The sequence below is a fragment of the Celeribacter sp. HF31 genome, assembly GCF_011806455.1.
Lineage (GTDB): Bacteria > Pseudomonadota > Alphaproteobacteria > Rhodobacterales > Rhodobacteraceae > Celeribacter.
On record NZ_JAATOT010000002.1, the window covers coordinates 111497 to 137619 of the forward strand.

Genomic DNA, 26123 nt, shown 5'->3' on the forward strand with positions numbered 1-26123 from the left:
TACCACATATGGGCATCAAACGCACCTTCCGATCAAAAACGGTCGTTTTTACAGAAAATTCACCGGCGCCGTAGGGCGACCTTAACCTTTTTGATGTCTTGTCCCGGCAAAAGCTGTGGCGAGAAATCAAGAGATGACCGACATGACTGAGCGCAGATTCGACATCGCGGGCCTCACCGCCCCCTCGGCCCTCTCGTCCCTGACCATCCGCGCGATGGAACTGGCGGATTTGCCCTGCCTGCTTGAGATGATCCGCGACCTGCAAACGGTGACCAAGGATCAATTGCAGCTCGATGCGGATGCTCTGATCGACCTGCTCTACGCCTCCTCGCCCTGGGCCCGCATCATGGTTGCCGAACGGAATGGCGTCCTGATCGGGTACACCGCCCTTGTCGGCGGGCTGCAACTGAGCCCCGTCGATCGCGCCATGCAGATGCATCATCTCTATGTCCGACCCGACTATCGCGGTGAAGGCGTTGCGCGCGCCTTGACCCAGGCGGCCCGGGCCGTGGCGCATCACCTCGGCTGCGGCACGTTGAGTGTCGGCATCCTGAGCACTTCGGAGACCGCAAAAGCCGCCTATCGCGCTGTCGGTTTCGAACGCCCTTCCCTGCGGTCTCCGCATTACGAAATGGCGCTCGCCTGAGCTTTGCGCTTGACAGCTTCCCCCGCGCCGCGCAGATTGGGTCTCATGACACAGACCGCTTCCATGACTGTTTTTTATTGGACCGAGCTTACATAAGCGCGGCCTTTCAGCTTGGAACATTGAACAGCCGCCACAAGAGGCGGCTTTTTTCATGTCAAACTTCCCCTCCTGTGGCGCCCCCAGGAGAAAAACATGACCTTACTGACAAAGATTTCCGCCCCGAAGGACAGCCTCACGATCCGACGCGCGCGTTGGGGCGACAAGGATGCGCTGTTGCAGATGATCCACGCGCTGGCGCATCATCATGGCGATGAGCCGGAGCTGGACCTGTCCGGCCTCATTGATCTGATGCGCGCCGATCTGCCGTGGTTGCGGCTTTTGGTGGCGGAGCGCGGCGGCGCGCTGGTCGGCTATGCCGGATTGGTCGGTGGTGTGCGCCTGCACCACGGGCAGAAAACGCTGGACCTACATCATCTTTACATCGCCAAAGAGGCGCGCGGCCAAGGCATCGGGCGCGCCCTGATTGCCGAGGCGAAAGCCACCGCCATTGCCATGGGATGCCACATCCTGACGGTTGGCACGCAGGACCACAATCTGGTCGCACAGGCCACCTATCGTGCTTGCGGCTTTGAACCGCAAACCCTCTCCGGCAAACGGTTTCAGATGATTTTGAAAGCGGATGAAGTCGCGCCTTAGAGCGCGATCACATCGACCCGCTGACCTTTGACGGCCAGACCGATCTCGCCGTTGCACAGGCGCAGCGCATCGTCGCCGAAGACCTCGGCACGCCAGCCTTTGAACACCGGCAGATCGCGCTTCCCGGCCGCGATCTGGTCGAGATCGGAGGCGGAGGCAATCATCTTGGCAGCCACGTTAAAGCGGTCGGATTTCGCCTTGAGCAGCACCCGCAGCATATCCGCCAGCGCCGGGTTCACCTGAAGCTTGTCTTTCGACATATCCAGCTTCGGCATCTCGGCGGCGGTATAATTCGACGCTTTTTCAATCGCTTGCAGGATGCCATCGGCGATCTCACCCTTGCGCGCTTCGCGCAGCAAAAGCCGTGAGCGCGACAGGTCTTGCGGTGTTTTGGGTTTCGTCGAGGCCAGCTCCAGCATCGCGTCGTCTTTGTAGACGCGGTTGCGCGGGATGTCCCGGCTCTGGGCATAGAATTCGCGGAAAGCGGCAAGTTCTTTGACGGCGGCGAGGAATTTGCCGGAGCTGGTGCGCGTTTTGACCCGCATCCAGGCATCGTCGGGCTCGACCACATAGGTCTCCGGCGACATCAGCACCTCAAGCTCCTCGGCCACCCATTTTTCACGGCCTTCGCGTTTGATCTCATCGCGCAGGAATTCGTAAATCACCCGCAAATGCGTCACATCGGCCAACGCATAGTTTTCCTGCGCCTGCGTCAGCGGGCGGCGCGACCAATCGGTGAAGCGCGAGGTCTTGTCGAGGCTCTCCTTGGCAATCTTGCGCACGAGCGTCTCGTAGCCCACCTGTTCTCCAAAGCCACAGACCATCGCCGCCACCTGCGTGTCGAACAGAGGCGTCGGGATCACCTGTCCCTGAATGTAGAAAATCTCGAGATCCTGGCGCGCGGCGTGGAAGACCTTGACCACGTTCTCATCGCGAAACAGCGCATAAAGCGGCGCGAGATCAAGCCCCTTCGCCAGCGGATCGACCAGAACCGCGTCCTCTTCGGCGTCACCCGGAACGGCAAGCTGCACGAGGCAAAGTTTGGAATAATAGGTCCGTTCGCGAAGGAACTCGGTGTCGACCGTGACATAAGGATGAGCTTTGGCGCGGTCGCAGAAAGCCTCGAGGCCTTCGGTCGTGGTGATGGTGATCATGTTGTTTTCTTTTGCCTGCGGTGCGGGGTCATCCCGGCGGTTCAATCGTGATACGGGGTTTGCGGCGGAATGAAAAGAACAAAGGGGGCGCAGAACGCCCCCCTTTCCCGTGTTTATCCCCTATTTGCGCCCGTTTTGGGCGCAGATACGACGTTTGCTGACTCAAGTGATCGGCAGGCTGCCCTTGGCCGCCATCATCAGTTCGACCACGTCGGGGGCGGTGATGATTTCATAGTCCGGGTCCATCTGCTCGGCGCTGAACCCGTTGTGGATCATGCAGGCCCCGCAGATCCCGATGCGCCCGCCGGCCTCGCGGTAGGCTTTGACCAGATCGGCCACCGGCTCAAACGGTTTGCCGATGTCGATATCGTCGCAAGAGCCCGGCTGGCCCAGCTCGACGCCTTCGACCATCAGCAAAACGATGGAGCTATGCCCCATTTTCTGCGCGTTGAGCGCCATGGTGAAGGCCACGGTCACCTTGCCCGGGTTGGAGTGGCCGTCAAAAATTGTGGCAACGAAATCAGCGGTTTTCATGCGATATCCTTTCGCGACATAGACACGGGTCCTGTGCGGACTCGCGTTATATTCTACATCTCGAATATATCTTTGAAAGGGCCGAAGGGATCACAGGCCCGCGACATCTCGCCCTAGTGGCACGGAGACCGGCTTAAAGCGTGATCAGGTCTTTTTCACTCAAGAGGAACCGCTTGAGCACCAAAGGATAGAGCAGATGCTCCTTCACCAACACGCGTGCCGCCAGATCATCCGCCGTGTCACCTGCCATGATCGGCACCCGCGCCTGCCCAAGGATCGGCCCGCCATCCAGCTCCGCTGTCACCTCATGCACGGAACACCCGGCCTCGGCGTCACCTGCCTCAATCGCGCGCTGATGGGTGTGCAGGCCTTTGTATTTCGGCAACAAAGACGGGTGAATGTTCAGCATCTTTCCCGCGTAATGCGAGATGAACGTGGGCGTCAGAATCCGCATAAACCCGGCCATGGCGATGGCGTCCGGCTCATAGTGGTCGATCACGGAAATCAATTTTTGCTCAAAGGCTTCCCGGTCGCCTTTAAAGTCACGATGATCCACCACTTCGGTCGCGATCCCCATATCGGAAGCCTTCGCCAACCCGCCCGCAGAGGGAACGTTGGAGAGCACCAGACAGGGGCGTCCGGGATGTCCATCCTCCGTCATGGATGTCGCCAGCGACACCATGTTGGAGCCGCCGCCGGAGATCAGGATCGCAACCTTTTTGGGGCTCACGACTTTGGAGGTCACGACAAGGCGCCCTCATAGGTCACGCCATTGCCGGTGGTCACCTGACCGAGGCGGTAGACGGTTTCGCCCTCGCCGCTCAAAAGCGCGGTCAAAGCCTCGGCCTCCGCCGCATCACAGACCACGATCATCCCGATCCCGGCGTTGTAGGTCTTGAGAAGCTCATGCTGCGACAGGCCGGCTGTGTCGACCAGCCATTTGAAGACCGGCGGCAAAGTCCAGGCCGTCAGGTCGATGTCCGCGCCCATGCCGGTCGGCAGCACGCGCGGCAGGTTTTCGGTCAGACCGCCGCCGGTGATATGCGCCAGCGCGTGAACACCGCCCGCGCGGATCGCCTTGAGCACCGGTTTGACGTAAAGCCGGGTCGGTTTCAAAAGCTCTTCGCCCAAGGTCGCATCCGAGAACGGCGCGATGTCGGACCATTTATAGGTGGAAATCTCGACGGTTTTGCGCACCAGCGAATAGCCGTTGGAATGCACGCCATTGGAAGCCAGCCCCAAAAGCACGTCGCCCTCGCGCACGCCGGACGGCAGGTCGGAACCGCGCTCCATCGCGCCCACGGCAAAGCCCGCGAGGTCGAAATCGCCGTCTTCATACATGCCCGGCATCTCCGCCGTCTCACCGCCGATCAAGGCACAGCCGGACTGCGCACAGCCTTCCGCAATGCCTTCGACCACGGCGGCGGCATTGTCGAGCTTGAGCTTGCCGGTCGCGAAATAATCGAGGAAGAACAAGGGCTCAGCGCCCTGACACACAAGGTCATTCACGCACATGGCGACCAAATCGATGCCGACGGTTTTGACATTGTCGGTGTCGATCGCAATACGCAGCTTGGTGCCGACGCCATCGGTCGCAGCGACGAGGATCGGGTCCTCATAGCCCGCGGCCTTGAGATCAAACAGCGCGCCAAAGCCGCCAAGCCCGGCCATCACGCCCGGACGCGCGGTCTTTTTCGCCGCCGGTTTGATGCGTTCGACAAGCTCATTGCCCGCATCGATATCCACACCGGCGTCTGCATAGGTCAGACCGTTTTTTCCCGATGTCTTCTTTTCATGGGTCATGGCAAAGGCTCCCCGCGCAAACCAAAGTTGCCGCCCGTTTACGCGGTTTAATCCGTCTTGAAAAGGCCCCCCGTTTACGCCATGCGTCGACTTCCGCTTGACCCTGCTTTGACCGCACAATAAGCACGGGTCCGGTAGGGGCCTGTAGCTCAATTGGTTAGAGCAGAGCGCTCATAACGCTTTGGTTGCGGGTTCAAGTCCTGCCGGGCCTACCACTCCCCACAAAGTCAGACAGCCCAGAGACACTCTGCGGGTCTCTTTCAGCCCCCTGTATGGCTCGACAAAAGACATCACCACATGCCTCAAGCCACCTGCGCCACCTCATCCCAACCAGTCTGCGCCTGAGCCCCCTGATCCGCCATGCGGAACACATCCACAAGCTGGCGCAGGCGCGTCGCGTCCTCGATCAGATTTGTGCTGCCTGCGGAGGTTTCCTCCGACATGGCGGCGTTTTGCTGCAGCGTTTGTTCGATCTCGAAGATCGCGGAGTTGATTTCTTCGATCCCCTTGGCCTGTTCCAAAGACGCAGAGGAAATCTCACCCACGTGAGACGAGATGTTTTTCACCATGTCGGCAATCATCCGAAGCGCATCGCCCGCACGGTCCACCAGGGCGACCCCATGTTTCACCTGGGCCTCGGACGACGAAATCAGATCGTTGATCTCATGCGCGGCTCTCGAAGAGCGCTGCGCCAGTTCGCGCACTTCACTGGCCACGACCGCGAATCCGCGTCCTGCCTCGCCCGCGCGCGCGGCCTCGACGCCTGCGTTCAACGCCAAAAGGTTGGTCTGGAAAGCGATGTCGTCGATCACATCGATGATCTTGCCGATTTTTGACGACGACGCCTCAATCTCGCTCATCGCAACCACGGTGTCGGACACGATCTGGGAACTCGATTGGGCCTTTTCATTGGTGTCTTGCACGAGCTTATCGGCATTCTTCGCGCCATCGGCCGCCAGACGCACCGAAGACGTGATTTCATTCACCGCCGTGGCGGTTTCTTCAAGCGTCGCCGCACTCGATTCCGTACGGCGAGACAGGTCGGTGGCCGCCTCCGAAATGCCATGCACATTGCCGACAATCGACTGAACCGCCTCGCGGATCGAACCGATCAGCCCGTTCAGCTTGGTCACCGTTTCGTTGAAATCATGGCGCAGGGGTTCATAGCTTTCGGGGAAAACCTCCGCCACCGTGGCGTCCAGATTGCCCTCAGAGAGTTTTTTCAACCCCGCAGCCAGCCGGTCCATCACAGCGCGCTGTTCGTCTTCTCGGGCCTGACGCTCAGCATCACGCAGACGTTGATCCGCCTCTTTCTCCGCCGCCAAAGCTGCCTCACGGTCGCGCTCCATCTGCGCCTGTTCGGCATCCTTGAGACGTTGCGCGTCTTCGCGGGCGCGTTGGTCTGCTTCCGCTGCCTCAATCCGCGCACGCGCCGCCGCCTCTTCCGCGCGCAAAGCCTCCGCCTCGATCAGCCCTTTGCGGAACACTTCCAGCGCCGAGGCCATGCGCCCCAATTCGCCTCCCCGCTTCATATCGCGAGCCAAATCGACGGCGGTGTCGCCAGAGGCAATCGCCTGCATCTGGCGGATCATATCACCTAGCGCGTTGGAAATCCGGCCTCCGAAAATCATCGCCAAAAGGGCCCCCAAGAGAAGCGCAACGGCCCCTGCGACCAGCGCCATGATCTGCATCTCATTTGAAATTGCCTGATAGGTCGCGAGAGGCACCATGACATGGACCACCGCCACCGCGTCACCGGAAAAATCGTGGAGCAGAACCATTTGGGACACATAGCTGACCTCGCCGACTGTGCGCCGGATCATTTCGCCCCCGTCCTGCTGCGCGCGTGTCAGGATGTCTTGCTCGGTCAACACATCCGGTCCGTCAAAGGTCGCGGCGCCGCGCACCACGCCACCTTCGGCGCCAAAGCCCTCAATGGATTGGTCAGGAAGCGTGTAAAACTCCATCTGAGTCTGGCTTCCGGCGACGAGAGCGTCGAAAAACGCCGCCCCCAGATCGAGCCCGATCTCCACCGTACCGACATGCCGACCCTGATCGGAAATCGGCGCCAGACCGCGGATACCAAGCCCGGCCCGGCCACGCTCAAGCCCCGCCACGGGGGCTTGTGTGTCATTGGCGGAGACCACGGTTTTGCGAAATTCTGAAAGATCGTCGCCGAATTTCTCTGGCTTATGCACCCGGAACATCGAATGCGCATCCGGCGTATGGAATTGGAACTGGGCGATGGCGAAATCGGCCTGAAGCTCCGGGAAATGACGGGCGAACATCTCGTCCAATTTGGGCCGGTCCTCTTCGGCCATGGCGCGACCGATCTCAGGAATCCCCGCAACCAATGCAGCGGCCAATCCCGCCTTGGAGATCTCGGCCTCGATGGCGTGGGTCATTTCCTTTTCAATGAGATCAAGCTCGCGCGCGCTGCCCTGGGAGACCAGCCTTTGTGTGCCGATCAGCATCGGAACGACAACGACAACAGCGGCGAAAACCGCCGTGCCGAGAATGGCGGCAATGATTCTCATGCGAAGCGACATGGGGAGACATCCTTCTTGAAACACTGCCTGTTCACTGCCAGACAAGCCTTTAAGAAGCATGAACGTGGATATGTTTCCGAGCCGCCTTTTAGCGCGCCAGAACCAGATCGGCTTTCAATCCGCCCAGGGCCGCGCTTTCTCCCAGTCGCAATGTGCCACCATGGCGCCGCGCCACGTCATGGGCGATGGCAAGGCCCAGCCCCACGCCGGAGCCGCGATTCTGGTTTCGCGATTCATCAAGACGTACAAAGGGTTGCAAGGCCCGTTCGCGGCCTTCAAGCGCGATCCCGGGCCCGTCATCCTCAACGGAAATCACCACCGCGCGCTCAAAAAGCGCCAGACCGATCCGCGCCGTCGTGCCATAGCGGCGCGCATTGGACATCAGGTTGTCGAGCGCCCGCGCCAAGGCCACAGGCCGCAGCTTCAGCACCACCGCCTGATCCGGCATCTCCCCCAGCTCAACCACACCGCCAGCACGTTCGGCGCGCTCCTTGGCGGCCGCGACGAAAGCCACCAGATCGACCTCTTCGGGGTCTTCCGTCGCATCCGAGCGGGCGAAATCGAGAAAGGCATCAATCAAACGCTCCATCTCATCGAGATCGGTCTGCATCGCCGCGATGTCCTCGGCCTCCGCCTCCGGCACGTCCAACATCGACAGGCCCAGTCGAATTCGTGTCAAAGGCGTGCGCAGATCATGCGAGACGCCCGACAGCATCAGAGTGCGCTGTTCGATCTGGCGCTCGATCCGCGAGCGCATGTTGAGAAAGGCCGCCCCAGCAGAGCGCACTTCGATGGCGCCCGCCGGACGATAGGGCCGACTTTCGCCGCGTCCGAAACTTTCGGCGGCACGCGCCAGTTGGCGGATCGGACGGAGTTGATTGCGCAGGAAAATAAAAGCGATAAGGGTCATCACCAGACCGGTAAAGGCCGTCCAGACCACCAGCTGGTGAGGGTTCGCCGCCGAGGCGCGCCTGCGTGGCAGCTCAAGCGTCAACCGCCCGCCCTCGGTCAGGATCGATAGCCTTACCCGCTGGGTGTCGCTGGCAAAATCCACCCCCTCGACGCCGACAATCGCGCCGCGCAATTCCGCCTCGATGACTCGCGAGGAGTAGTCATACCACAGCCTTTGATCTTCGACCTGCGACTCCGCGCCAAAAGAAGAGGTGAATCCCAGGCGCTCATCCAACTCCTGCAACGCGAGCGGCACCTGCCCGGGCGGCAAGGTGTCGGCAGAGACCACATAGAGGCCGATTTCCGCCACGACACCCCGGCTCAACTGGCGCGTGATGTCGGTAAAATAGCGCTGGGAAAAGGCGACGATCACCACGATCTGGATCACCACAACCGGCACCAGAAGGATCAGGGCGCCTCGGCCGTAAATCCCGCGCGGCATGTATTTTTTGAGCCATTCGAACAGCATAGACCAAGACCTTTCGGCGCACATACATCCTACGGGGCCGCGCTCCCTTTGGCATCGCCGAGATAAAGCTATGCCATGAAACGCGCTCTTGGTAGACCCTGACAGAGCCCGAAGCAAAGGACAATCGCGTGCAGACCCGTCCCAACACCATGAGCCCGCTTGCCCCCGGAGTGATCCGCATTCTGGCGCCGAACCCGTCGCTGATGACCTATTGGGGCACGAACAGCTATCTTTTGGGCGACGGCCAGACCCGCGTGCTGATCGACCCCGGTCCCGATCTGGCCGATCACCGCGCGGCGATCCTCGACGCCCTGCCGCCGGGCACGCGTCTCTCCCACATCCTCGTCACCCATGCGCATCGCGACCATTCCGAAGGTGCGCGCGCGCTCTCTGACGCCACCGGCGCGCCGATCTTTGCCTTTGGCGATGCTTTGGCGGGACGCAGCCCGGTGATGGCGACTCTTGGCGATCAGGTCGGCGGCGGCGAAGGTGTGGATGAGAGCTTCATGCCCGATGTGACCCTGGCACATGAGGCCGTGATGGAGACTGAGGCAGGTGCGATCACCGCGCTGCACACCCCCGGCCACATGGGCAATCACCTGTGTTTTCACTGGCAGGACATGGTGTTTTCCGGCGATCTGGTCATGGGCTGGTCCTCCTCGCTGATCTCTCCGCCCGACGGCGACGCCGCCGCCTTTCGCGACAGTTGCGTGCTCCTGCGGGATCTGGCACCTCACCGCCTCCTGCCCGGCCATGGCGCAGCCGTAGAGACCCCACTGGAGAGGATCGACTTTCTTCTGACGCACCGAGCCAATCGCGAGGCACAAATCCTCAAGGCCCTACGCCAAGGCCCACGGGCGCTTTTGCCTCTGACCCAAGCCGTCTACACCGAGTTGCCCGCCAGCCACCTTCCCGCCGCCGCACGCAACACTTTGGCGCATCTGATCGACCTCACCCAAAGAAACCACGTCGTCGCCACGCCAGAACTCTCTGAAAACGCTGTCTTTTCCGTAGCTTGAGCAAAAATTTATCAAAAACTGATTTTTTGTCACAAAACCCACTTGCACGGCCCAAACCACATGGCTATACACCGCCCCATGTTCCGGCGTAGCTCAGCGGTAGAGCAGTTGACTGTTAATCAATTGGTCGTAGGTTCGATCCCTACCGCCGGAGCCAAAATCCCCAAGTAGATCAGAGATTTACGAGTTACCTCAGCGAGGTGGCTCAGGGGGGGGGGGGCGTTAGTAGGCAGATAGTAGGCAGTTGAAGCTGATTTGAGTGGGGCGTGACGCAGCGATGTGGCGCATCGGACCCTTGCTTCATGTGCTCTTGAACCACCGCCAAATCTGACCAAACAGTGAAAATGCCCTGAGCTGCCTCTACAGCGCGTCTGGAAATTCTTGGTAGGTTGGGGTGGAAATCTGCCGCAAACGCCCTGACAGAGCCTTGTGCACCCTATGGCCGCCATTCCCCGCCAAGTTTTCCCCACCATTTTCGTGCGCGTAGCGGGTCCGTTACATTCGCCTTCCCCAACCGGCCCCAGAATTCATGACCCCCGTTCGACATCGAACTCGGCAATCAGGAAATCGACCGTTGCCTCATCGCGCAGCTTACAGACGATGTTCTGGTTCGCGAACACGCCCTTGAAACGCTTGGCATGACTTGGGTCTACGGTCTTGCGCCAGTCGATACCTACCATATGCTCAGCCTCCTCCGGTGCAGCACCAGGCCGCTTCATGCGTGGCTCGGCAAGCGGCTGGTCAAACAGCGGGCCATCCGGGGTCATGAACTCGGCGGCTGGTACGACCTCGCTCGTCACCACGCCAAAGCCGATATACCCGTTGCCCTTGTCATAAACGAAAACCTCGTCGCCGACGCTGAGCTGTTGCAGGCGTTTGGAATAGAACTCGCCGCCACCTGCACAGATGAAGCCATAACGCTTCATATCTTCCCAAGAGCGATGCTCGCCTAAGCCTGCATTCACAAAGTAGTAGCCCGACCACGGGGCGCGGACCTTACGTTCCGACCGTTCTTCCACTTCGTCTTGATCGAGCAGGAAATCAGTCGTCAGCCATTCGCGGCCATCGGCCTCGAACACATTGAAGAAGGCTGTGTTGATCGCCAGCCCGTGCTCTTCGGAGAGGTATTCAACGATCCTGCGTGAAGCGGCGTCCAACTCGCTGGCGACGATCAGCATGGAGTGCGCGGCGTTGAGCCGCTCGGGAATACCCTCACCGAACCTCTCCCGGAAGGCTGTCACAAGTCGCGCGCCCAGGTACTTCTCTGCCCGCTCGTAAACCTCGGGCGTGGTGAGGGTCCGCACCCATGACGCATAATCGAGCACTTGAGCCACAATCTCACGTGGGGTGCGGTCTTTCTTCAACTCGATGATGATCAGACCGCCTGTGGCATCCATCGCCAGAAGGTCGATGAATTTGCCATGGTCGGTTGGCACCTGTCGCCCAATAATCATCGCGTCGAGACCCAAAAGGCTCGGATCGGCCTCCACCCAGTCTTCGATCAGCTTTTCGTTGCTGAGCGTTCGCCGCACAGCAGGGCGTAGCTTGCCTTCTGATATTGCATAAAGCGAGGTCATGGACTTCCCAACTAGATTACCTGAAACGAGGCTGTCGCGTTTCCGCTCCGACCCACCGCCGCTGTCAGGCTTCCAATCAATCCGTCAAGTTCATCGCTTGGTAGCCCTAGTTCCTTTGCAATATCGTCCCGTGTGATTTTTTCTTGCCAAAGCAAGGTCAAGACTTTCTTCCAGAGGACCGAGGTTTCCCTTTCGATACCAATTGGTTCACCCGAACGGTAGCCGCGACGTGATAGGTCAATGCAAATCGACTTGTATTGCCAATCCGACAATCGCCCAATGTGATGCAGCCGGTAGGCGAGTGCCATCGCCGACACACGCCAACGTAGCTTGGCTTTCAGAACGATCTCGGTCGTAATCACGCGCGGAATACGCGCCCGCACATCATCCGCAGGCATCAGGAAAGCCGACGCAAAACTATTGGCCTCTTTTTCTAGCGAACGGTCGCCCTTTGGGTCGCCGTGTCGGTGTAGCACCAAGTGGCCAAGTTCATGCGCTGCATCGAACCGGCTGCTCTCCGCAGTCTTGAAGTTGTTCAAGAATACATAGGGCTTGCCCCCACGCCAAAACGAGAACGCATTAACAGACGCGGTATTTTCAGAGAGCGAGAGCATCCGAATGCCCTTGGTCTCCAGCAAACCCAAAAGATTTCCAATAGGTTGCTGTCCGATCCCCCAGTGCTGCCTCAGGCGCGTGGCTGCGACTTCCGGATCAGTTTCTTCTGACAGTTCTTCTGGAAAGTCCGGTTCAGGCAGGCCAAACCGATCCTCAATCCATGCGTTGAGCAGCAAACCGAGCGATCCCGCAGCTATCGCGGCATTCCGTTCGCGAGCAGTCATCTTAGAGAAGGAACGGAAGCTGACGGCCCCGACATCCACCTCTTCAATATCTTCGCCCACAAAAAAGCTCGACGGATAACCCAAAGCCTCACCGAGCTTCTCGATGGTTTCGGGTTCCGGCACATTTCGGCCCTTCTCCAGACGCGTGATCGTGTCCACGCCAATCCCGGCCCTTTCAGCCAGAGCTTTGGCCGTCATGCCACGCCTTGCGCGGGCAAGTGATAGTCTCCCTGCGTTGAACATCGGTCGCTCTACTTGCGAACGATCTGCGGCTCGAAATCATCCGCGATGTCGTCGGTATCGAGCGGCAGGATCGTATCCTCGTCTTCCACGTCTTCGATCAGAAAGATGCGCTCCACAGCGGCCACGAAGGTCCGCCGGGCGATCACCGGGCGCATGAGCTCCGCGCGGCCTTGCTGATCTACCATCAGATAAAACAGCGCCGGGCCATCAAACGGCTTCGGTGCGTGAGGCAAGAGTTCACCAGCCCCGGCAACCTCGAACAGGTTCGGGCCACTGGCACGTTCTGCCCCAGCGCCTTTTTCCGAGCGCGGCTTAGGGTGGTCTTGGCCACAGGCTTCATCGACGTTGCAGAACGAGACTTTGATACCGAGCGTATCGTTGCGGATTGCCTCGATCCCATCCTTGCGGTCGATTTCCCAATCGTCACCAAGGTATTCACGACGCAGCGCGGCGACGCCATGGTGATAGGAAAACGTCCCGGCGGCATTGGACGGGTGCAGGCCTGTCGCGTTGTTGCGTTCAGCAAGCGCGATGGCGACAACCCGCGAAAGCCCCTCAACCGTCAGGCCCAGTTGGGTGAGCCGGTGTGCGACGTCATCAACGTCGTGCAAGATGGTGGTCGGAATTTGTTCGGTCATGCCTGCGCCTCGTGTCGATTTTCTTGACCTACAAGGTGGTCGAAAAAATCGGCAAGGTCAAGTACCATCTTACCCTTACCCCGGTTCGAAGGCTATGCGCGGAGGGACCGCGTCCTACGCGCTCGCGAACAGGGTTCAGAGTTCATGCGTGATCCTCACGTTTCTAGCTGCTCTATACCCATACGCCAGATTACTCAAAGCGCTGTTCACGACTACTGTGCTCATCAGCCTCCTTTGCACGATTTTTGAGAACAGCCTGTTCGATCTCCTTCAATTTCTCCGTCACAAGCATTTTCACGTCTGGCGATGGATAATCGGACAAACTTGCCAACGCGCGGCCCCTTACTTCAAGGATATCTGCTAGCGAGCCGGACCAACCCGATGGCCATGTGCGTGAGAAGATGGTTTCAACTACCTCGGTCTTATTGTCGGATGCATCCAAGATGGCCATCATATGATCACTCAGCTTGACCTTACTTGGGTTTTCCAACGGTGCTCCCCCGCCTTCTAAAGTAGAGTATGGGCAAACCAACGTTGCAAGCTTACCCAGCTTCTCTTGATCTCCTCCACACCATGCAAGTAAGCGGTCAATTGAAGCTTCATTCAGCGAAGGCTCGTCCAAACCATAAGATCGGTCACGGAACACCATGTAACTTCGCAACTTTTCGCTGTCACCTCCCACGAGTACGCAGTCAAGTACGAGTTCTGGGAAATTCTTGACCAAAGGTGAGATGAGGTCGCCGAGTTCAAAGCTGTACAGCCGGAAATTTTCGATCCCGTCAAATACCAACTCCGCAATCTCGGAAACTTCCGAAATTGGTGCGCCTTCTCCAAGGCAGTAATTACACACGCGGCCGAGGCCGTGCGATTTGAGCTGGCGAACTTCATCCTTTTCCTTGCCGGCCAATGACTTGATCACATGTCGGCCTGCGGACAAGATTTTTTCGTTGGGGAGGTAGGCACTGTCCCTCTCAATGAAAAAGCGCATTTCTAGTATTTGAAGCGCCGCCGCAATTCCATTCGGGAGTTTTGCAATTGCCTCAATCAATTCAGTCAGGTCGTCGTCACAGATCGCCTCATGAACGCGACCAAAACTAATGTGAGCAAATGTCCATGCCTCAAGTTCCTTATCGCACGCCAGCTCAATGAGCCTTTTTATCCCCCAAGGTTCCAGCGGGGCCGCACACAACAGATAGACAAAATGCTCTTTGAGTTTTGCGTTCTCAAGTACCGCTTCCTGTAGCTTCCTAGCTAGTACAGGGCTGTCCTCGTGAACTTCACGGATGAACCCGCTCAAAACAACAGGATTTACACGCGCAAGCGAAAAGCCATCTACAAGGCCAACAAGAAACTCAAAGGTTTCAACTTTGTTTTGACTTCCACGAGCTAGACCGCGCCCAAACGTCCAAATGGCATCAACGTGTTTCTCCCAAAGCCTATCCCCCAGACGTTCAATGTATGTGGGGTCGTTACAGGCAAGTTCGCCGAGTTTAATGATCTTCTCGTTGACGCCTTTCACTGCCTCTGAGTAATTGCCGCCTTTGACTTCGGCATGTTCCCAAGTGCTTGAGAGCACATAGGCTTCCATCTCGGACATTGGGTCGCTCGGTGCTGCCAACCTTTCTAGTGCCTCTAGTCGATCAAGAAGCGCAGGATCATGCGTTTCGCCGTCGAAGTGGATCGTGTTCTTGATGGCTATCCAAAGGTCAGGCCAAATGCCACCCTTCGCATGATCTCGGACAATGCGTTCGAGCGCATCGAAGCAGCCCGCGAAAGCCCACAGTCCTCTGAACTTATTGGCAATCGCCATTCTTGCAGCGTCCACTTGCGAGCGTTCGTTCGATTGCAGCGCCTGCTCCAAAATAGCGATGTAGCCTTCGTACCAGTCAAGCTTCTCTCCGTGGGTCGTTGGACGCCATCCAGTGCCTCGCCTTCGTGCGCCAAAACCAAAGGTCGCAAAGGAGGACCAATGTGAAGCTTCCAGAGCTGAATTCAAAAGCTCAACAGCAATTTCCAAGTGCCTTGGATTGGGTGACGAAAACAATCTAGCGACAAATGCCTGACGCCGTGAGGGGCTTGCCTCTGTTCCCGACAAATAGAGCGAGAACAAGTGCTTCATTTGGCCGACAATGCTATTGTTTCTTTCACCTGCTCCCTCAGTCTCTGCGAACCGCAGCACCAAATCGGCAGCTCTTCCGAAGGTGCTGTCGTCGTAGGCGAGTTGACAAAGAAGCCGGACAATTTTCGTGAAGCTCGGGTTTTCTCTAGATGCAAACCCTGGCTGCGCAGAAGCACTCTCTAAGGCCGAGAGCACAGTTTCTGGAAAAACTGGAGCAATGTAGCTCAAGCAAGCCAACTGATCGGATGAACATGACGAAACGTCGTGCAAAGGTGCGCCCGCAGAAAGCCAGCTTTCAGCTAGGCCCCTAGCAGCTTCACAATCGTGCAGGTATCCAACCCGATGCGCACAAGACTTTAAGATGCGCTCGTTTCCCGGTTTAAAGAGTTCCGCATTGATCTGTGAAACTGTCAGATTTTCAAGGGCACGACGCGCTAGTCTGTTGGCAAGAGCGTGTGGGAGAACGGCTCGCCATTCCCCCCGTTTCTGTGCAATCTGCCTTCTTAACAATTCTGCTTGGTGGCGGTGTAATTCTGCACGGTCGATATTGGCAATCCTTCCAAGGGCTGACAACTCGTCGTTGAATTCAGCCTCGGAAGTATTGAATGAATAGACGAGCGACAATATTTCTGCGCTTTCAAGAAGGCTATCGCTTGCCCCTTTTCGTTGACTGAAGAGCCTTTGGAAAAGCTGTTGATCAGAGAAGTTTGCGAGAGTTTCGTCAGCTTCAACCCTACTCGCAAGAGCCAAAGCCACCCGTGCGTTTCCACCAGAGAATTCGGCAACTTTATCGCAATTAATGCGTCCTAGATCAGGAAGCCGCCGCTGAACAAGTTTCGAAACGGTCTCTTCGCTAGCAGGTTCCAGATGGATGACCTCGGTTTCTTCGGGCCGGTCATCCGATATATCGTATTCGATTGAAAGTAACCTCAGCTTGGTCCCGCTTGAGGTGACCTTTTGCTGAAGAGTGCGATGCACATCTGGTGGGCAATTGTCTAGAACTAGGTAAGCGGCGATGTCATTGGCGATAAGGAATGTCACAAGCTCCGAGGCGGTTGGCGAAAGATCATCACCAAGATCGGCGTAAATCGCATTGGAATGCGGCAGCGGGTCTTCGCCAACCCCATCTTCGAACAAAGCTTGGGCAAAACGGGATTTCCCAACTCCGGAAAGACCTGTTATGCGTGTAGCGCTTCCTCCAGATCGGAGCATATTCCTTACGAGTTCGATGCCCAATAATAACGTGATCGGCTCTTTGTTCGAAGAGCTTGCGGGAAAGACGCAAGGATGATCATCCGCAAGAAGTTCATCGTTCATACTGACCGGAGTTGCAGCCCATCGACCGTGCGGCTTCCAGCCCGACAAAGGCTTGCCCAACTTGGAACGTGCCCAAAGAGAAACTCCGGGGTGCTTTCGCAGCCAAGCGGCGATACGATCTCTCCCATAAAAGTCGAGTAGCAGATATTTTTTTTCGCTCAGCGAGGTCACGGCCTCATTCATGCCCTCCAAGCGATGCTTCAACATCTTGTCTGAACAGTCATCCTTGCCGCTTACGATTATATAGGCGCCTTTCCTCCGGGCGAGTTCAGCAATAATTGGTTTGACCGTACCCTTTTCGAGCATTTCTTTGGCGCATGCGGCTTTGCCCATTGTATGCTTCTTGACTTGAAACCCTGTATCGGCTTTTGGAACAAAATCAGGTGCTTTCAGTCCGTCTACTGCTGTAACACTGACGTCAAGCCCACCGTCTGCCGCCTCCTGTGCGCCCCCCCAAAGCACTCCTGAAGTTGGCAGCTCTTGCTGAAGTAGTTCTGCTTCGCATAGCCTTCCGATCAACTCTCGCAGGTCATCATCCCCAAGCTCAGAGATATCTGCAGCGGAAAGCTCAAAGTATTTCATTTAATCTGCCTCAATACACTTTTTTGCCGAATTACATGTCTCGAAAGTTTTTCCGTTTAGCTTCGCAGACGGCGACAGCCCCTATGGAAATCTCTTCAACCTCAACGATACTCTAAGCTCCATTCTCTTCAAGCAAAAGGCAAACCCCTTGGCCCCATCTGACCTTCTGTTTTCTCAGTCGTTACAACAGCGCGCCGGCCGCGTTCCCGTCGAACAAGCCCGCATCGCGCACATAGCGCGATAGCATCAGGTCCGATGCATGGCCTGTCTGTGCGCGTACCTTATAGGTCGGCACCCCGGCCTTGATGGCGCTGGTGGCGAGGCCTGCGCGGAGGCTGTGACCGCTGTAGCCCTCGGGGTTGATCCCGGCTCTGGCGAGGCGATTGCGCAGGATGGTGGACACGGCATCGGAGCGCAGGCGGTCGGATTGCACATTGCCGTGGCGGTCAACGGGACGGAAGATCGGGCCTTCTTCCGACGCAAGGACACTCAGCCACGCCGACAACGAGACCACGGGGCAATGACGGGTCCGACCGAGGGGGATGCCGATCTTGCGACCTTGGCCGGTCTGATCGGTTTTGGACCGGCGCAGGTGCAGCACCAGCCCCTCGCAGACCTCTTCGATATCGGCTAGATCAAGGCCGACCAGTTCCGAGGACCGGAACCCGCCCGCCCAACCGATCAGCAACAACGCTCGGTCACGTTTTCCACGGGCGTCATCCCCAAGCTTGTCCAGCAGAATGAACAGGTCTTCGCGCAGCAAGGGGCGGGCCTGATCCTGTGCTGTGCCCTTCAGTCGTTTGATCCCCCGCATTGTGGCGCGCACGATCTCGCTGCGGCACGGGTTCGGCCAGGCGTTCGCCTCGTGGACCTTGCTCAGGGTCGCCACACGCCGCGCGAGGCTGGACGGTGCCAGCGTGTCGGCGTGATCGGCCAGATAGCGGGCGACCAGATCAGCCGACGCGGGCAATTCCCCGCCGCAATCTGAGAAATGCGCCAGATCAGCCCGGTAGGCTTTTCGCGTGTTTGCAGACAGGCTTTCGCGAATGAAATGTTCGACGGCTTCGTCAGCGGTCAGTTCGGTGTTTTCCCCGCCCTTTGTGGGCCGGGATAAGAAAGGATTATGCCGGGTTAGGACGAGATCGCTCATGCCACGCCCTCCCGAACAACCTCGGCCCGGATCGCGTTCAACTCCGGCATCGCATCCTTGAGAGCGGCCAGCCCGAATTCGAGCGCGTCACGCGGCAGACCTGAGCAGTCCCAATGCCACCTGTCCCGAAGGCTGGCGCTCAGCGATCCGACCGCGTGACGGCGCAGGCACTGACCTTCGCCCCGAAAAAGCAACTCCCCGGCAACCTGCACCCGGTTTGTTCGCGGCAGGAACGCCCCGGCCCATGACGCCATGCCTTCATTTCGCAGGAGCAGCCGACCGAGGGCCGCCCGACCGGGCCGCGTGTACATGTCGAAAGCATAGGACGGCACCCCATTGATCCGCGTTTCAACCGGGGTTGGATCATCTTGAACCCCGGTTGCGACCACCCCGTTTTCGAGGGACAACAGAGCGACAAACGGCGACAGCATGGCCGAGGTCTTGGTGAAGGTGGCTCGCGCGATCTGCACCATCGTTGGCGCGACGCCCAATTCAGCCAGGGTATCGAAGGCCATGCTTGGATCACCTTTGCGGGTCGGCAGGTGATCGCTCCGGCAACGGGCTGTGCCGACCAGATTCCAAAGCGCGAGAGCCTTTCGGTCGAGCGACGGACATCCCAGCACGATCTGGCGAAGGCGGTCATTGGACATCGCGGCGAACCGGGTGCGGTCCTCGGCCAAATCGGGCAGCCGTTCGAGGTTCATCAGCAGATCATCAGCCCCCCGAGATTTGCGGGCGTCGACCATGCGCCGGATGAGGTAGTCGGTGACTACAGCGTCCCCGCCAAGATCACGCCGCACCTTGGCGCTGGCAAGACAGGCGGCGGTGATCGCCACGGTTTCGATATCCGCCATGCCGATGTCTTCGGCGGCGATGACATTGAGACGACGCAGCAGGTGTTCCCTTTTGACCTCCAGCAAAAATCGTCCGGCTTGTCGCGCCGCATACGGGTCGCCCCGGCGTATGGCCTTCTGCAACAACGAGCTGGCGACCCACTGGGTGCTTGTGCACGGGGCGATCCTTGGCCCCAGATCAACTGCGGCAATCCCTTGTGCGGCGATGGTCTGAAATCTGGTGAGTTTGGATGTGTCTATCACGTCGTGCCCTCCTTGGCATTTTCGGAGGGGGGCGAGATCGTCTCACCCACATTAAGCGTACCTTGTGACACCTACAGAGGAAGGGAAATCGGCCTGATGGACGCAATATATTGAGTGCAATTGATTGAAATCCACCACCTGCATCCCACACGCCCACATTTTGTCGCTATTGGGACCCCCGCCAAATTCCCACTTTCAGAAAAGCGATTTCGCCCAATCCCCGCTGCCCGAAGCAAGGAAATTGGATTGTCGCGAAAACTGTCCCGGTCGGGTTCAGGGACATTTTTGTTTATCGAAGGAAACAGCCTAGCTTTGATTGATGGAGCCAGGTTTCAGGTTCGGGTACTTTTCGTGAAATTCGGAACTGTCTTCCGCCATGACAGCTTGCACTTCCTCCCAGGACATCTTCTTCTTTTTCGGTGTGCTCTTCGCCTTCTTTCCAGTCGATGGCGTTGTCTGCACTGATGAAGGCCCCGGCGCTTCAACCTTCGGACCGACAGTGCCCTTGGATACAAACTCTCCGTTAGCCCATTCGAGATTGTACTCCTGCTGCCAGAGGAAAATCGCCGTTTGGATGAATTTTAACAGGAAACCCGCTGTCGGCGTATCTGGCACCTTGAATGCAGCGTGGTGCGTCTTCGCGTAGCCGATAAACAATGGCCAGTTCTCAATCGCGTGCCGGAGAATGTTACCAGCGTAGTCTGGCGGACAGGCATTAACGAAATCTTTGAGCTGCTTGCCTTGTACGGGCGTAAGCGGCAGCAGAGTGCCGGGGTAGCTTTTTTCGACTGCCTCCTGCCAAACCTCAGCGATTGGTTCGTTCAGCGGTAGCGGAAGGCCTGCGGCTGTTTTCTTTTCTCCCTCCCCGGAAAAGAGATTTCCCGAAGGGGGACTTGGTGCGTCTTCCGAATAGGAAGCGCAAACTGTCGTATCTGTCGTATTGATCGTTCCTTTCGGTGTATGTGTGTAATCGGTTGGCGCACCGATTGGAGCATTCGGGGGTGCAGCCGGAGGTGCCCCCGGTGGTGAATAGGCCGCACCGAGGCGCTTGATGTCGTCAGGCCTTCCTGCGTAGTCGAGTGCACGGGAAGAGGGTTGCAGATGCGTAAGGACCTTGGAACCGCCGAAACGGTGGCGCTCGCTCAAGACAAGGCCATCGGCGACGAGAACGCGCAACGCTCGCTTGTACTGGTCGAGCGAAAGCCCCGAATGCTTACACCATTCATGTCTTGGGTATACTGCCCAAGGCCCAGGCTTTCCCCGCACCTTGATCGTGCAGACCCGCCATCTGAAAATGATTGTGTCGAGCAACTTGGCGGCGTTCGGATTTGCCAGTCTCCAGCCCTTGAAATCCTTCAAGTCGTTGATCTGATACACGTCGGTAAGTTTCATAGATCAGCCCCCGCCTTGCCTGCGAAAGCGTGGGGACCGCATTGGTTCGAAGCGAGGGCGCGGTTCTCTCGGGTGTAATCAAGCATTGTTCACCCTCGCATCAATTTCGGCATCCAACAGGTCGACGTAGTAGGTCGCCATCTCATTGAAAACTGCGGCTTCGGCTCTCTTATTTTTGTCCATTAGCGCTCGGCGCATCGTGGTTTTGAGTGCCTCGGCTTGATGTCGCGAGTATCTCGATCTGACATTTGCAATCATGGACTTCTTGCTGTCCTGAAGGTCTTGGATTTGGTCTTCGAGATCCTTCCAAGCCAAGTAAAACTGAAAGTCGAAATCAGGTGACAACAGATCACGTTCGCCCTCGCGCGTACGTGCACCGCGCGCGTGCGCGAAGGATTGGCTTTGCTTATTCATCGAATTGCCCCCCGATTAATCGACGCGGTTTGCGTCAAGAAACGCGAGTACGTCAGCCCGGCTGTAGCGAACGGTGCGGTGGCCAAGGTTGCTGTAGGGAATGGCCGGCGGGGTGCCATTCTGGCGGGCGACATGACGATCTTTGTCGAGGAAGCGGCGCGTCACACCCAGCAGCGCAGCGGCTTCTTCGGTGGTCAGCATTTCAGAGGCCGCACGAGCGGTCGTTTCAGAGATGTGGGACATTACGTCTCTCCAAGGTACGAAGCTGGCGGATCACCGTTCTACGATCCGCCGGATGACGGTAGCTTCGCGCTGCCTTTGCAATGCTCGGGCACAAACATCCTTGTTCTAACGCTGCTCATACACTGTACTATTGCGCGTCAGTTTTCAAGCCTCCCGTTGCTGATCTATGTAATCGCTGATGGCCTGAGCTGCTTCTCGCATCATTTCGGGATCCGTAAGGATTTGATATCCCGCTGTAACATCGCCACCGATGGCATGGTTCATGAGCCGACGGATTTTGGATTGCTGGACATCAAGACGGGTGGCCACCGTAGAAAAGCTACGGCGCAGATCATGGAAACTAACGGGCCAGCCAAGGGCCTCACGAAATGCCGTGAGCGTCTTGCGTGGGTCGCCATAGGGTGAAGGCCCCCAGACATAGGTTTCGCCCCCGGTGCGCCCTTTTTGAGCCTCCAAAAGCGTCACGGTTTGCTCGGCCAATGGAAGCGTCATGGCTTCACCATTTTTTGCCCTCTCGGCGATGATGGTCAACGTCTTAGCCTTCAGGTCTACATCGGCCCATTCGAGATGTGCGGCCTCCCCCTTTCGCAAACCTGTGCGAGCCAAAAGTTCAACATAGGTGCGGAATTTCTTGCCCGCCTCGGGGTACCGATTTGAATTGGTTTCAAGGTTGTCCAATGCCTCAAAAAACGCCTTCCAATCGCTCACAAACGTCTTGCGGCGCTTGGGCTTGGGCATGATCTTTTTGCGCTTCACAATATCGGCGGGGCATTCAGGCAAAAGCGGGTTTCCCTCGGCGTCGGTCACGTCAGCCCGTGCCCAATTCCAACAAGATTTGAACGTGCGCACGGCCAGAGCGGCCCCGGCGGGGGTGCGGTCCTTGATTTCGTGAAAGCGGATCTGGAATTGCTTGGGTGTGATCCGGCGCATTTCCATGCTCAGCCAATCGCCAAACTCACGCTGCATCGTAGCCCGGTATGTCGCAGCCGTGCCCTCACGGTGTGGGCGCTCTTCTAGCCACCCATCGACAGCTTGGCCGAGGGTCATGAGCTTGGCCCGGTCTTGTCTGAGTTGAGCGTTGCGGTCTTTGCCGTCGGCCATTTCAGCCAGCGCCTTCATGGCGAGCTTTCGGGCATCATTGAGCGTCAAGGTGTCAGCCCGGCCAAGCGTGACGCGCCGGGTTCTCCCCTTCACGCGGCTTTCAGCGAAATAGGATTTCGATCTCGTGCCAACCCTCACACCAAACCCCGGCAACGCGTCGTCTGTGATCAACGACTGCCCGGTTCTAGCAAGCGGCAGGTCTCTGACGAATTGCGCTGTCAGCTTCGGCATCTCATCCCCAATTTAGTAGGCGTTTAGTAGGCAGATATTGAGCAGATACCGACAAATATGGGGAGGAAAGAAACCATACGCAAGATGGTTTTTGTATTTAATTACAATGGTATGTGAGGGATTGTGAGGGGACGTGAGGTAATGGGATAAAACGACAATTGGTAACTGTTAATCAATTGGTCGTAGGTTCGATCCCTACCGCCGGAGCCAACCACACTCTAAATGGTTGGAAATAAATGAAAAAGCGCTCCTTTCCGGGGCGTTTTTCGCATTTTGGACCCAGTTTGACGCACCGCCTTACACGCTCCGGTCACACCAGAGACACATAGGAGTCAGAGCTGGTGTCAAAACCCAGAAACCAATTCCTTCGCATCCCTCATCTCGAACTGCGCCCTCAGGGCTATCTCTGGCGCAGACGTTTGGTTGATATCATTTCTTTGCCAAGAAACCAGCGCCGGATGCTGACCGCCCAAGGCAGAATGCGGGCGCTGGTGGTTGTAGAAGGTCATCCATTTCCTGATGGCCGCCTTTGTCTGCGAACCGGTCTCCCAAACATGCAGGTAGACACACTCGTAATTCAGGGTGCACCACAGCCTCTCGATGAAGATGTTGTCGAGGGTGAGCTTGCGAACGACCTTTCCCATCCATCGAAATCCGCACGCCAGATCGACGCAGCCGATCCGTCCAGGCGAAGGAGGTGACCTGGATTCCCTGATCGGTGTTCATGATCTCGGGCAGGCCGAACGTGTGGATGGCCTCGTTCAACGCGTCGATGCAGAACTGGGCTTCCAACGTGTTCGAGATCCGCCAGGACAGAGCTTTGCGGGTGTGCCAGTCCATGATCGCCACGAGGTAGAGGACCCCGCGGCGCATCGGCAGATAAGTGATGTCCGAGCACCAGACCTGGTTCGGGCGATCCATGCGCAGGCCTCTCAGCAGATAGGGATAGGTCTTGTGCCCCTTCGCTGGCCTGCTGGTCTTGGGTTTCCGGTAAATCGGCATGAGCCCATCAGGCGCATCAGCCGCCCTATCCGCTTCTCGTTCACCAGGGGACCGTCGTCACGCAGGTGCCAGGTCATCTGGCGGACGCCGAAGAACGGGGTCTCCCGGAGCTGCTCGTCAATCTGCCGCATCACGCCGAGGTTCTGTTCGGTCTCGCCCTTCGGGGAGTAGCAATAGGACGAGCGCGCCATTGACAGCAGCTTGCACGGCTGCCCAATCGACAAGATCCGGGAGGTCAGGCTCGATCATGCCGCGCCTCACTTGCCGGTCCACGGTTTGAGCTTTCGTTTTGCGGTTCCCGCCCTCGAACACGCAAGACGCGCCTTCGAACAGGGCTTGCTTCCATTGGTGGATCATCGTCGGATGCCCCCCGAACCGGCTTGCCAGCTCGGCGGCTGTCTCCTCGCCCTTCAGGGCTTCCAGCGCGACTTTCGCCTTGAACTCAGGCGCGTGCTGCTTGCGGTTCGACATCATTCGACCATTGTCCTCGGCCCAATGGCGGACAAGGTCTCATTCTCCGTCTCGTCGAAGATCAGCAGACTGCACATCGGAGCTTTTGTCAGTGTCCGAATTTCGGGGGGAAGCTCAGGTACCACTTATAGCGTTTGGCTGTTCGACGGTGCCCTACCAGGGCCGGCTAAAGGGCTCTTGTTTAGGTCGCGCCCCGCCTCTGAAACCACTATACCTTTGCTTCAGAGGTCGAGCGCGCTTTTAACGGAGAGACAATGCCAGTATTTGATCGGAACCTAATTTCGGACGTTCGCGGAATTCTCGTGGGCAATGCTGATGACGCAGCCCTCAAATCGGGTGTAACGGTTCTCACCTCTGACAGACCGTTCACTGCATCCGTGAGCATTATGGGGGGCTCACCGGGCACACGCGAAACCGATTTGCTCGCGCCGGATAAGCTGGTGGAGCGAGTAGACGCCTTGGTGTTGTCTGGGGGATCTGCCTATGGACTGGACGCCTGTAGCGGTGTGTCGGACGCGCTCCGGCTCCAAAATCGCGGATACACGGCGGGGCCGGCTGTCGTGCCGATTGTTCCCGGGGCGATCCTGTTCGATTTGCTCAACGGAGGCGACAAAAACTGGTCTGAAACCCCCTATCGCGAACTGGGGCGGACGGCATATCTCACTGCGTCAGAGACCTTCGATATCGGGACGGCGGGCGCAGGCTACGGTGCCCTGACCGCGACGCTGAAAGGCGGGCTTGGCTCCGCCTCTGCGCGGATTGGCGAGATCACGGTCGGCGCCTTGGTCGCGGTGAACCCGGTCGGCTCAGTGACACCCGAGAACAGCTGCCATTTCTGGGCGGCGCCCTTCGAGCAGAACGGTGAATTCGGCGCATTGGGCGCCGATCCGGACACAGGTCACAGTGGCGCGCCCTTCGGGCATAAAATCGCCCCTCTTGAGCAGCGCAATACCACCATCGCAATTGTCGCGACGGATGCGAAACTGACCAAAGCGGAATGTTACCGCCTCTCGGTTGCGGCACACGATGGCATCGCCCGCGCGATTGTTCCTGCGCACACGCCTTTTGACGGGGATTTGGTGTTCGGAGTGTCCACAGGGCATTGCGACTTGCCGCAAGACCGCGCAATCGCTTTGGCTCGGATCGGTGCAGTCGCCTCGACCTGTCTTGCCCGCGCCATTGCACGCGGCGTCCATGCGGCACGACCTGAGGCGGGAGATCTTTTGCCGACCTGGTCTGAAACCACAAAGACCTAACAGCTCAACCATGCCGCCAAGGCGGCTCTTTCTTGGCAAAGAACGCCGCGATGCCGTCTTTGGTGTCTTGAGTTTCCCAACGGTCTGCCAGAGCGGAGGCTGAGAAGTTCGCCGCATCCGCAGGGTTCGCACCCGCCAGAGCCCGCCAGAGCCCGACAGAGCGCCTTGGCTTCGACCACGGCTCCGGGGGCATATTGCAACAGCGCGGCTACCTCACTTTCGATGGCTCCGTCCAACTCCGACGATGGGCATGATCGCGCCACACCTCCGGCCCGGGTCAGGACGTCTGCGCAAAAAGTTCTCCCTTCAGCCTGAAGAACAACCACTCGAACACCATCATCCATGGCGAGACGCTCTGCGGCGGCGGTGAGGTCCGCACTCATGACGGCGTCCATCGCATTGTGTTTCTCAGCGCGTGCCAGCGTCACCGTGGCCACCTCACGACTGCCGATCTCGATCCGGATTGTTTCAGACGTCATCGCAGTGTCCTCACAGGATATCGGCCGCACGAAACGACCGCACAGTGCGTTGGGCTATCGCCCACCAGCTCCGGAAACCATCGCCCCGATGGACCCGAGGCCGGTCCTGCACGAACACTCAAATCGGGCCACTCGGGTGGGGCTGACTAGA

General features: G+C 58.1%; 21 protein-coding genes, 2 tRNA genes and 2 pseudogenes. 6 read left to right on the forward strand and 19 right to left on the reverse strand.

Features of this window, described 5'->3' with window-relative positions:
* The first annotated feature begins 142 nt into the window (after positions 1 to 142).
* Positions 143 to 646, forward strand: a complete 504-nt coding sequence (locus tag HCZ23_RS03955; RefSeq protein WP_167600419.1) for a GNAT family N-acetyltransferase — start codon at positions 143 to 145, stop codon at positions 644 to 646.
* Between the two features lie 192 nt (positions 647 to 838).
* Positions 839 to 1342, forward strand: a complete 504-nt coding sequence (locus tag HCZ23_RS03960; RefSeq protein WP_167600420.1) for a GNAT family N-acetyltransferase — start codon at positions 839 to 841, stop codon at positions 1340 to 1342.
* Here HCZ23_RS03960 and rnd read toward each other — a convergent pair.
* From rnd to purM, 4 genes are all read right to left on the reverse strand, one after another.
* Positions 1339 to 2496, reverse strand: coding sequence for a ribonuclease D (gene rnd / locus HCZ23_RS03965; RefSeq protein WP_167600421.1), 1158 nt, complete (start codon positions 2494 to 2496; stop codon positions 1339 to 1341). The two genes, HCZ23_RS03960 and rnd, sit on opposite strands and share 4 nt — an antisense overlap.
* Before the next feature lie 162 nt (positions 2497 to 2658).
* Complete coding sequence (locus HCZ23_RS03970; protein ID WP_167600422.1) at positions 2659 to 3030, reverse strand: DsrE family protein; 372 nt, start codon at positions 3028 to 3030, stop codon at positions 2659 to 2661.
* A 133-nt stretch (positions 3031 to 3163) separates the two neighbouring features.
* On the reverse strand, positions 3164 to 3775 hold the full coding sequence (gene purN / locus HCZ23_RS03975; RefSeq protein WP_368487288.1) for a phosphoribosylglycinamide formyltransferase: 612 nt from the start codon (positions 3773 to 3775) through the stop codon (positions 3164 to 3166).
* Complete coding sequence (gene purM, locus HCZ23_RS03980) at positions 3772 to 4833, reverse strand: phosphoribosylformylglycinamidine cyclo-ligase (RefSeq protein ID WP_167600423.1); 1062 nt, start codon at positions 4831 to 4833, stop codon at positions 3772 to 3774. Before purM ends, purN begins: the two co-directional genes overlap by 4 nt.
* A gap of 138 nt (positions 4834 to 4971) precedes the next feature.
* Here purM and HCZ23_RS03985 point away from each other — a divergent pair.
* Positions 4972 to 5048, forward strand: a tRNA-Ile gene (locus tag HCZ23_RS03985).
* 87 nt (positions 5049 to 5135) lie between these two features.
* Here HCZ23_RS03985 and HCZ23_RS03990 read toward each other — a convergent pair.
* The gene (locus HCZ23_RS03990; RefSeq protein WP_167600424.1) at positions 5136 to 7382 is read right to left on the reverse strand and encodes a methyl-accepting chemotaxis protein; all 2247 of its coding nucleotides are present in this window, start codon (positions 7380 to 7382) and stop codon (positions 5136 to 5138) included.
* Between the two features lie 88 nt (positions 7383 to 7470).
* Positions 7471 to 8802: an ATP-binding protein gene (locus HCZ23_RS03995; RefSeq protein ID WP_167600425.1), complete on the reverse strand. Its 1332-nt coding sequence runs from the start codon at positions 8800 to 8802 to the stop codon at positions 7471 to 7473.
* Positions 8803 to 8951: 149 nt separating this feature from the next.
* Between HCZ23_RS03995 and HCZ23_RS04000 the strand changes: the two genes are divergently transcribed.
* Together HCZ23_RS04000 and HCZ23_RS04005 are read left to right on the forward strand one after the other, a co-directional pair.
* Positions 8952 to 9821, forward strand: a complete 870-nt coding sequence (locus HCZ23_RS04000; protein WP_167600819.1) for an MBL fold metallo-hydrolase — start codon at positions 8952 to 8954, stop codon at positions 9819 to 9821.
* A gap of 82 nt (positions 9822 to 9903) precedes the next feature.
* A tRNA-Asn gene (locus tag HCZ23_RS04005) sits at positions 9904 to 9978 on the forward strand.
* A gap of 370 nt (positions 9979 to 10348) precedes the next feature.
* On the opposite strand, the gene HCZ23_RS04010 is transcribed toward HCZ23_RS04005, so the two are convergent.
* The 11 genes and pseudogenes from HCZ23_RS04010 to HCZ23_RS04060 form a co-directional block, all read right to left on the reverse strand.
* Positions 10349 to 11353, reverse strand: coding sequence for a nuclease (locus HCZ23_RS04010; RefSeq protein WP_217703122.1), 1005 nt, complete (start codon positions 11351 to 11353; stop codon positions 10349 to 10351).
* A gap of 56 nt (positions 11354 to 11409) precedes the next feature.
* Positions 11410 to 12480, reverse strand: coding sequence for an ImmA/IrrE family metallo-endopeptidase (locus HCZ23_RS04015; RefSeq protein ID WP_167600427.1), 1071 nt, complete (start codon positions 12478 to 12480; stop codon positions 11410 to 11412).
* 8 nt (positions 12481 to 12488) lie between these two features.
* Positions 12489 to 13118, reverse strand: a complete 630-nt coding sequence (locus tag HCZ23_RS04020) for a hypothetical protein (protein WP_167600428.1) — start codon at positions 13116 to 13118, stop codon at positions 12489 to 12491.
* 190 nt (positions 13119 to 13308) lie between these two features.
* On the reverse strand, positions 13309 to 17136 hold the full coding sequence (locus HCZ23_RS04025) for a hypothetical protein (protein ID WP_167600429.1): 3828 nt from the start codon (positions 17134 to 17136) through the stop codon (positions 13309 to 13311).
* A 181-nt stretch (positions 17137 to 17317) separates the two neighbouring features.
* Positions 17318 to 18286: a site-specific integrase gene (locus HCZ23_RS04030; RefSeq protein WP_167600430.1), complete on the reverse strand. Its 969-nt coding sequence runs from the start codon at positions 18284 to 18286 to the stop codon at positions 17318 to 17320.
* Positions 18283 to 19383 (reverse strand): hypothetical protein, encoded by a 1101-nt coding sequence (locus HCZ23_RS04035; RefSeq protein ID WP_167600431.1) that lies wholly within the window; start codon positions 19381 to 19383, stop codon positions 18283 to 18285. The genes HCZ23_RS04030 and HCZ23_RS04035 overlap by 4 nt, the downstream gene beginning before the upstream one ends.
* Positions 19384 to 19689: 306 nt before the next feature.
* Positions 19690 to 20775 (reverse strand): hypothetical protein, encoded by a 1086-nt coding sequence (locus HCZ23_RS04040; RefSeq protein WP_167600432.1) that lies wholly within the window; start codon positions 20773 to 20775, stop codon positions 19690 to 19692.
* A gap of 78 nt (positions 20776 to 20853) precedes the next feature.
* Entirely contained in the window at positions 20854 to 21189 is a 336-nt protein-coding gene (locus tag HCZ23_RS04045) for a hypothetical protein (RefSeq protein WP_167600433.1), read from the reverse strand.
* A gap of 15 nt (positions 21190 to 21204) precedes the next feature.
* Entirely contained in the window at positions 21205 to 21390 is a 186-nt protein-coding gene (locus HCZ23_RS04050) for a helix-turn-helix domain-containing protein (RefSeq protein WP_217703123.1), read from the reverse strand.
* Between the two features lie 186 nt (positions 21391 to 21576).
* Positions 21577 to 22764: an integrase family protein gene (locus HCZ23_RS04055; protein ID WP_167600435.1), complete on the reverse strand. Its 1188-nt coding sequence runs from the start codon at positions 22762 to 22764 to the stop codon at positions 21577 to 21579.
* A 446-nt stretch (positions 22765 to 23210) separates the two neighbouring features.
* A pseudogene (locus tag HCZ23_RS04060) lies at positions 23211 to 24240 on the reverse strand (IS3 family transposase); the annotation flags it as partial.
* 251 nt (positions 24241 to 24491) lie between these two features.
* Here HCZ23_RS04060 and HCZ23_RS04065 point away from each other — a divergent pair.
* Positions 24492 to 25493, forward strand: coding sequence for a P1 family peptidase (locus HCZ23_RS04065; RefSeq protein ID WP_167600436.1), 1002 nt, complete (start codon positions 24492 to 24494; stop codon positions 25491 to 25493).
* A 4-nt stretch (positions 25494 to 25497) separates the two neighbouring features.
* Here HCZ23_RS04065 and HCZ23_RS18270 read toward each other — a convergent pair whose 3' ends face one another.
* Together HCZ23_RS18270 and HCZ23_RS18275 are read right to left on the reverse strand one after the other, a co-directional pair.
* The gene (locus HCZ23_RS18270; protein ID WP_368487305.1) at positions 25498 to 25686 is read right to left on the reverse strand and encodes a hypothetical protein; all 189 of its coding nucleotides are present in this window, start codon (positions 25684 to 25686) and stop codon (positions 25498 to 25500) included.
* 154 nt (positions 25687 to 25840) lie between these two features.
* Positions 25841 to 25972, reverse strand: a pseudogene (locus tag HCZ23_RS18275) (enoyl-CoA hydratase); the annotation flags it as partial.
* Between the last annotated feature and the right edge of the window lie 151 nt (positions 25973 to 26123).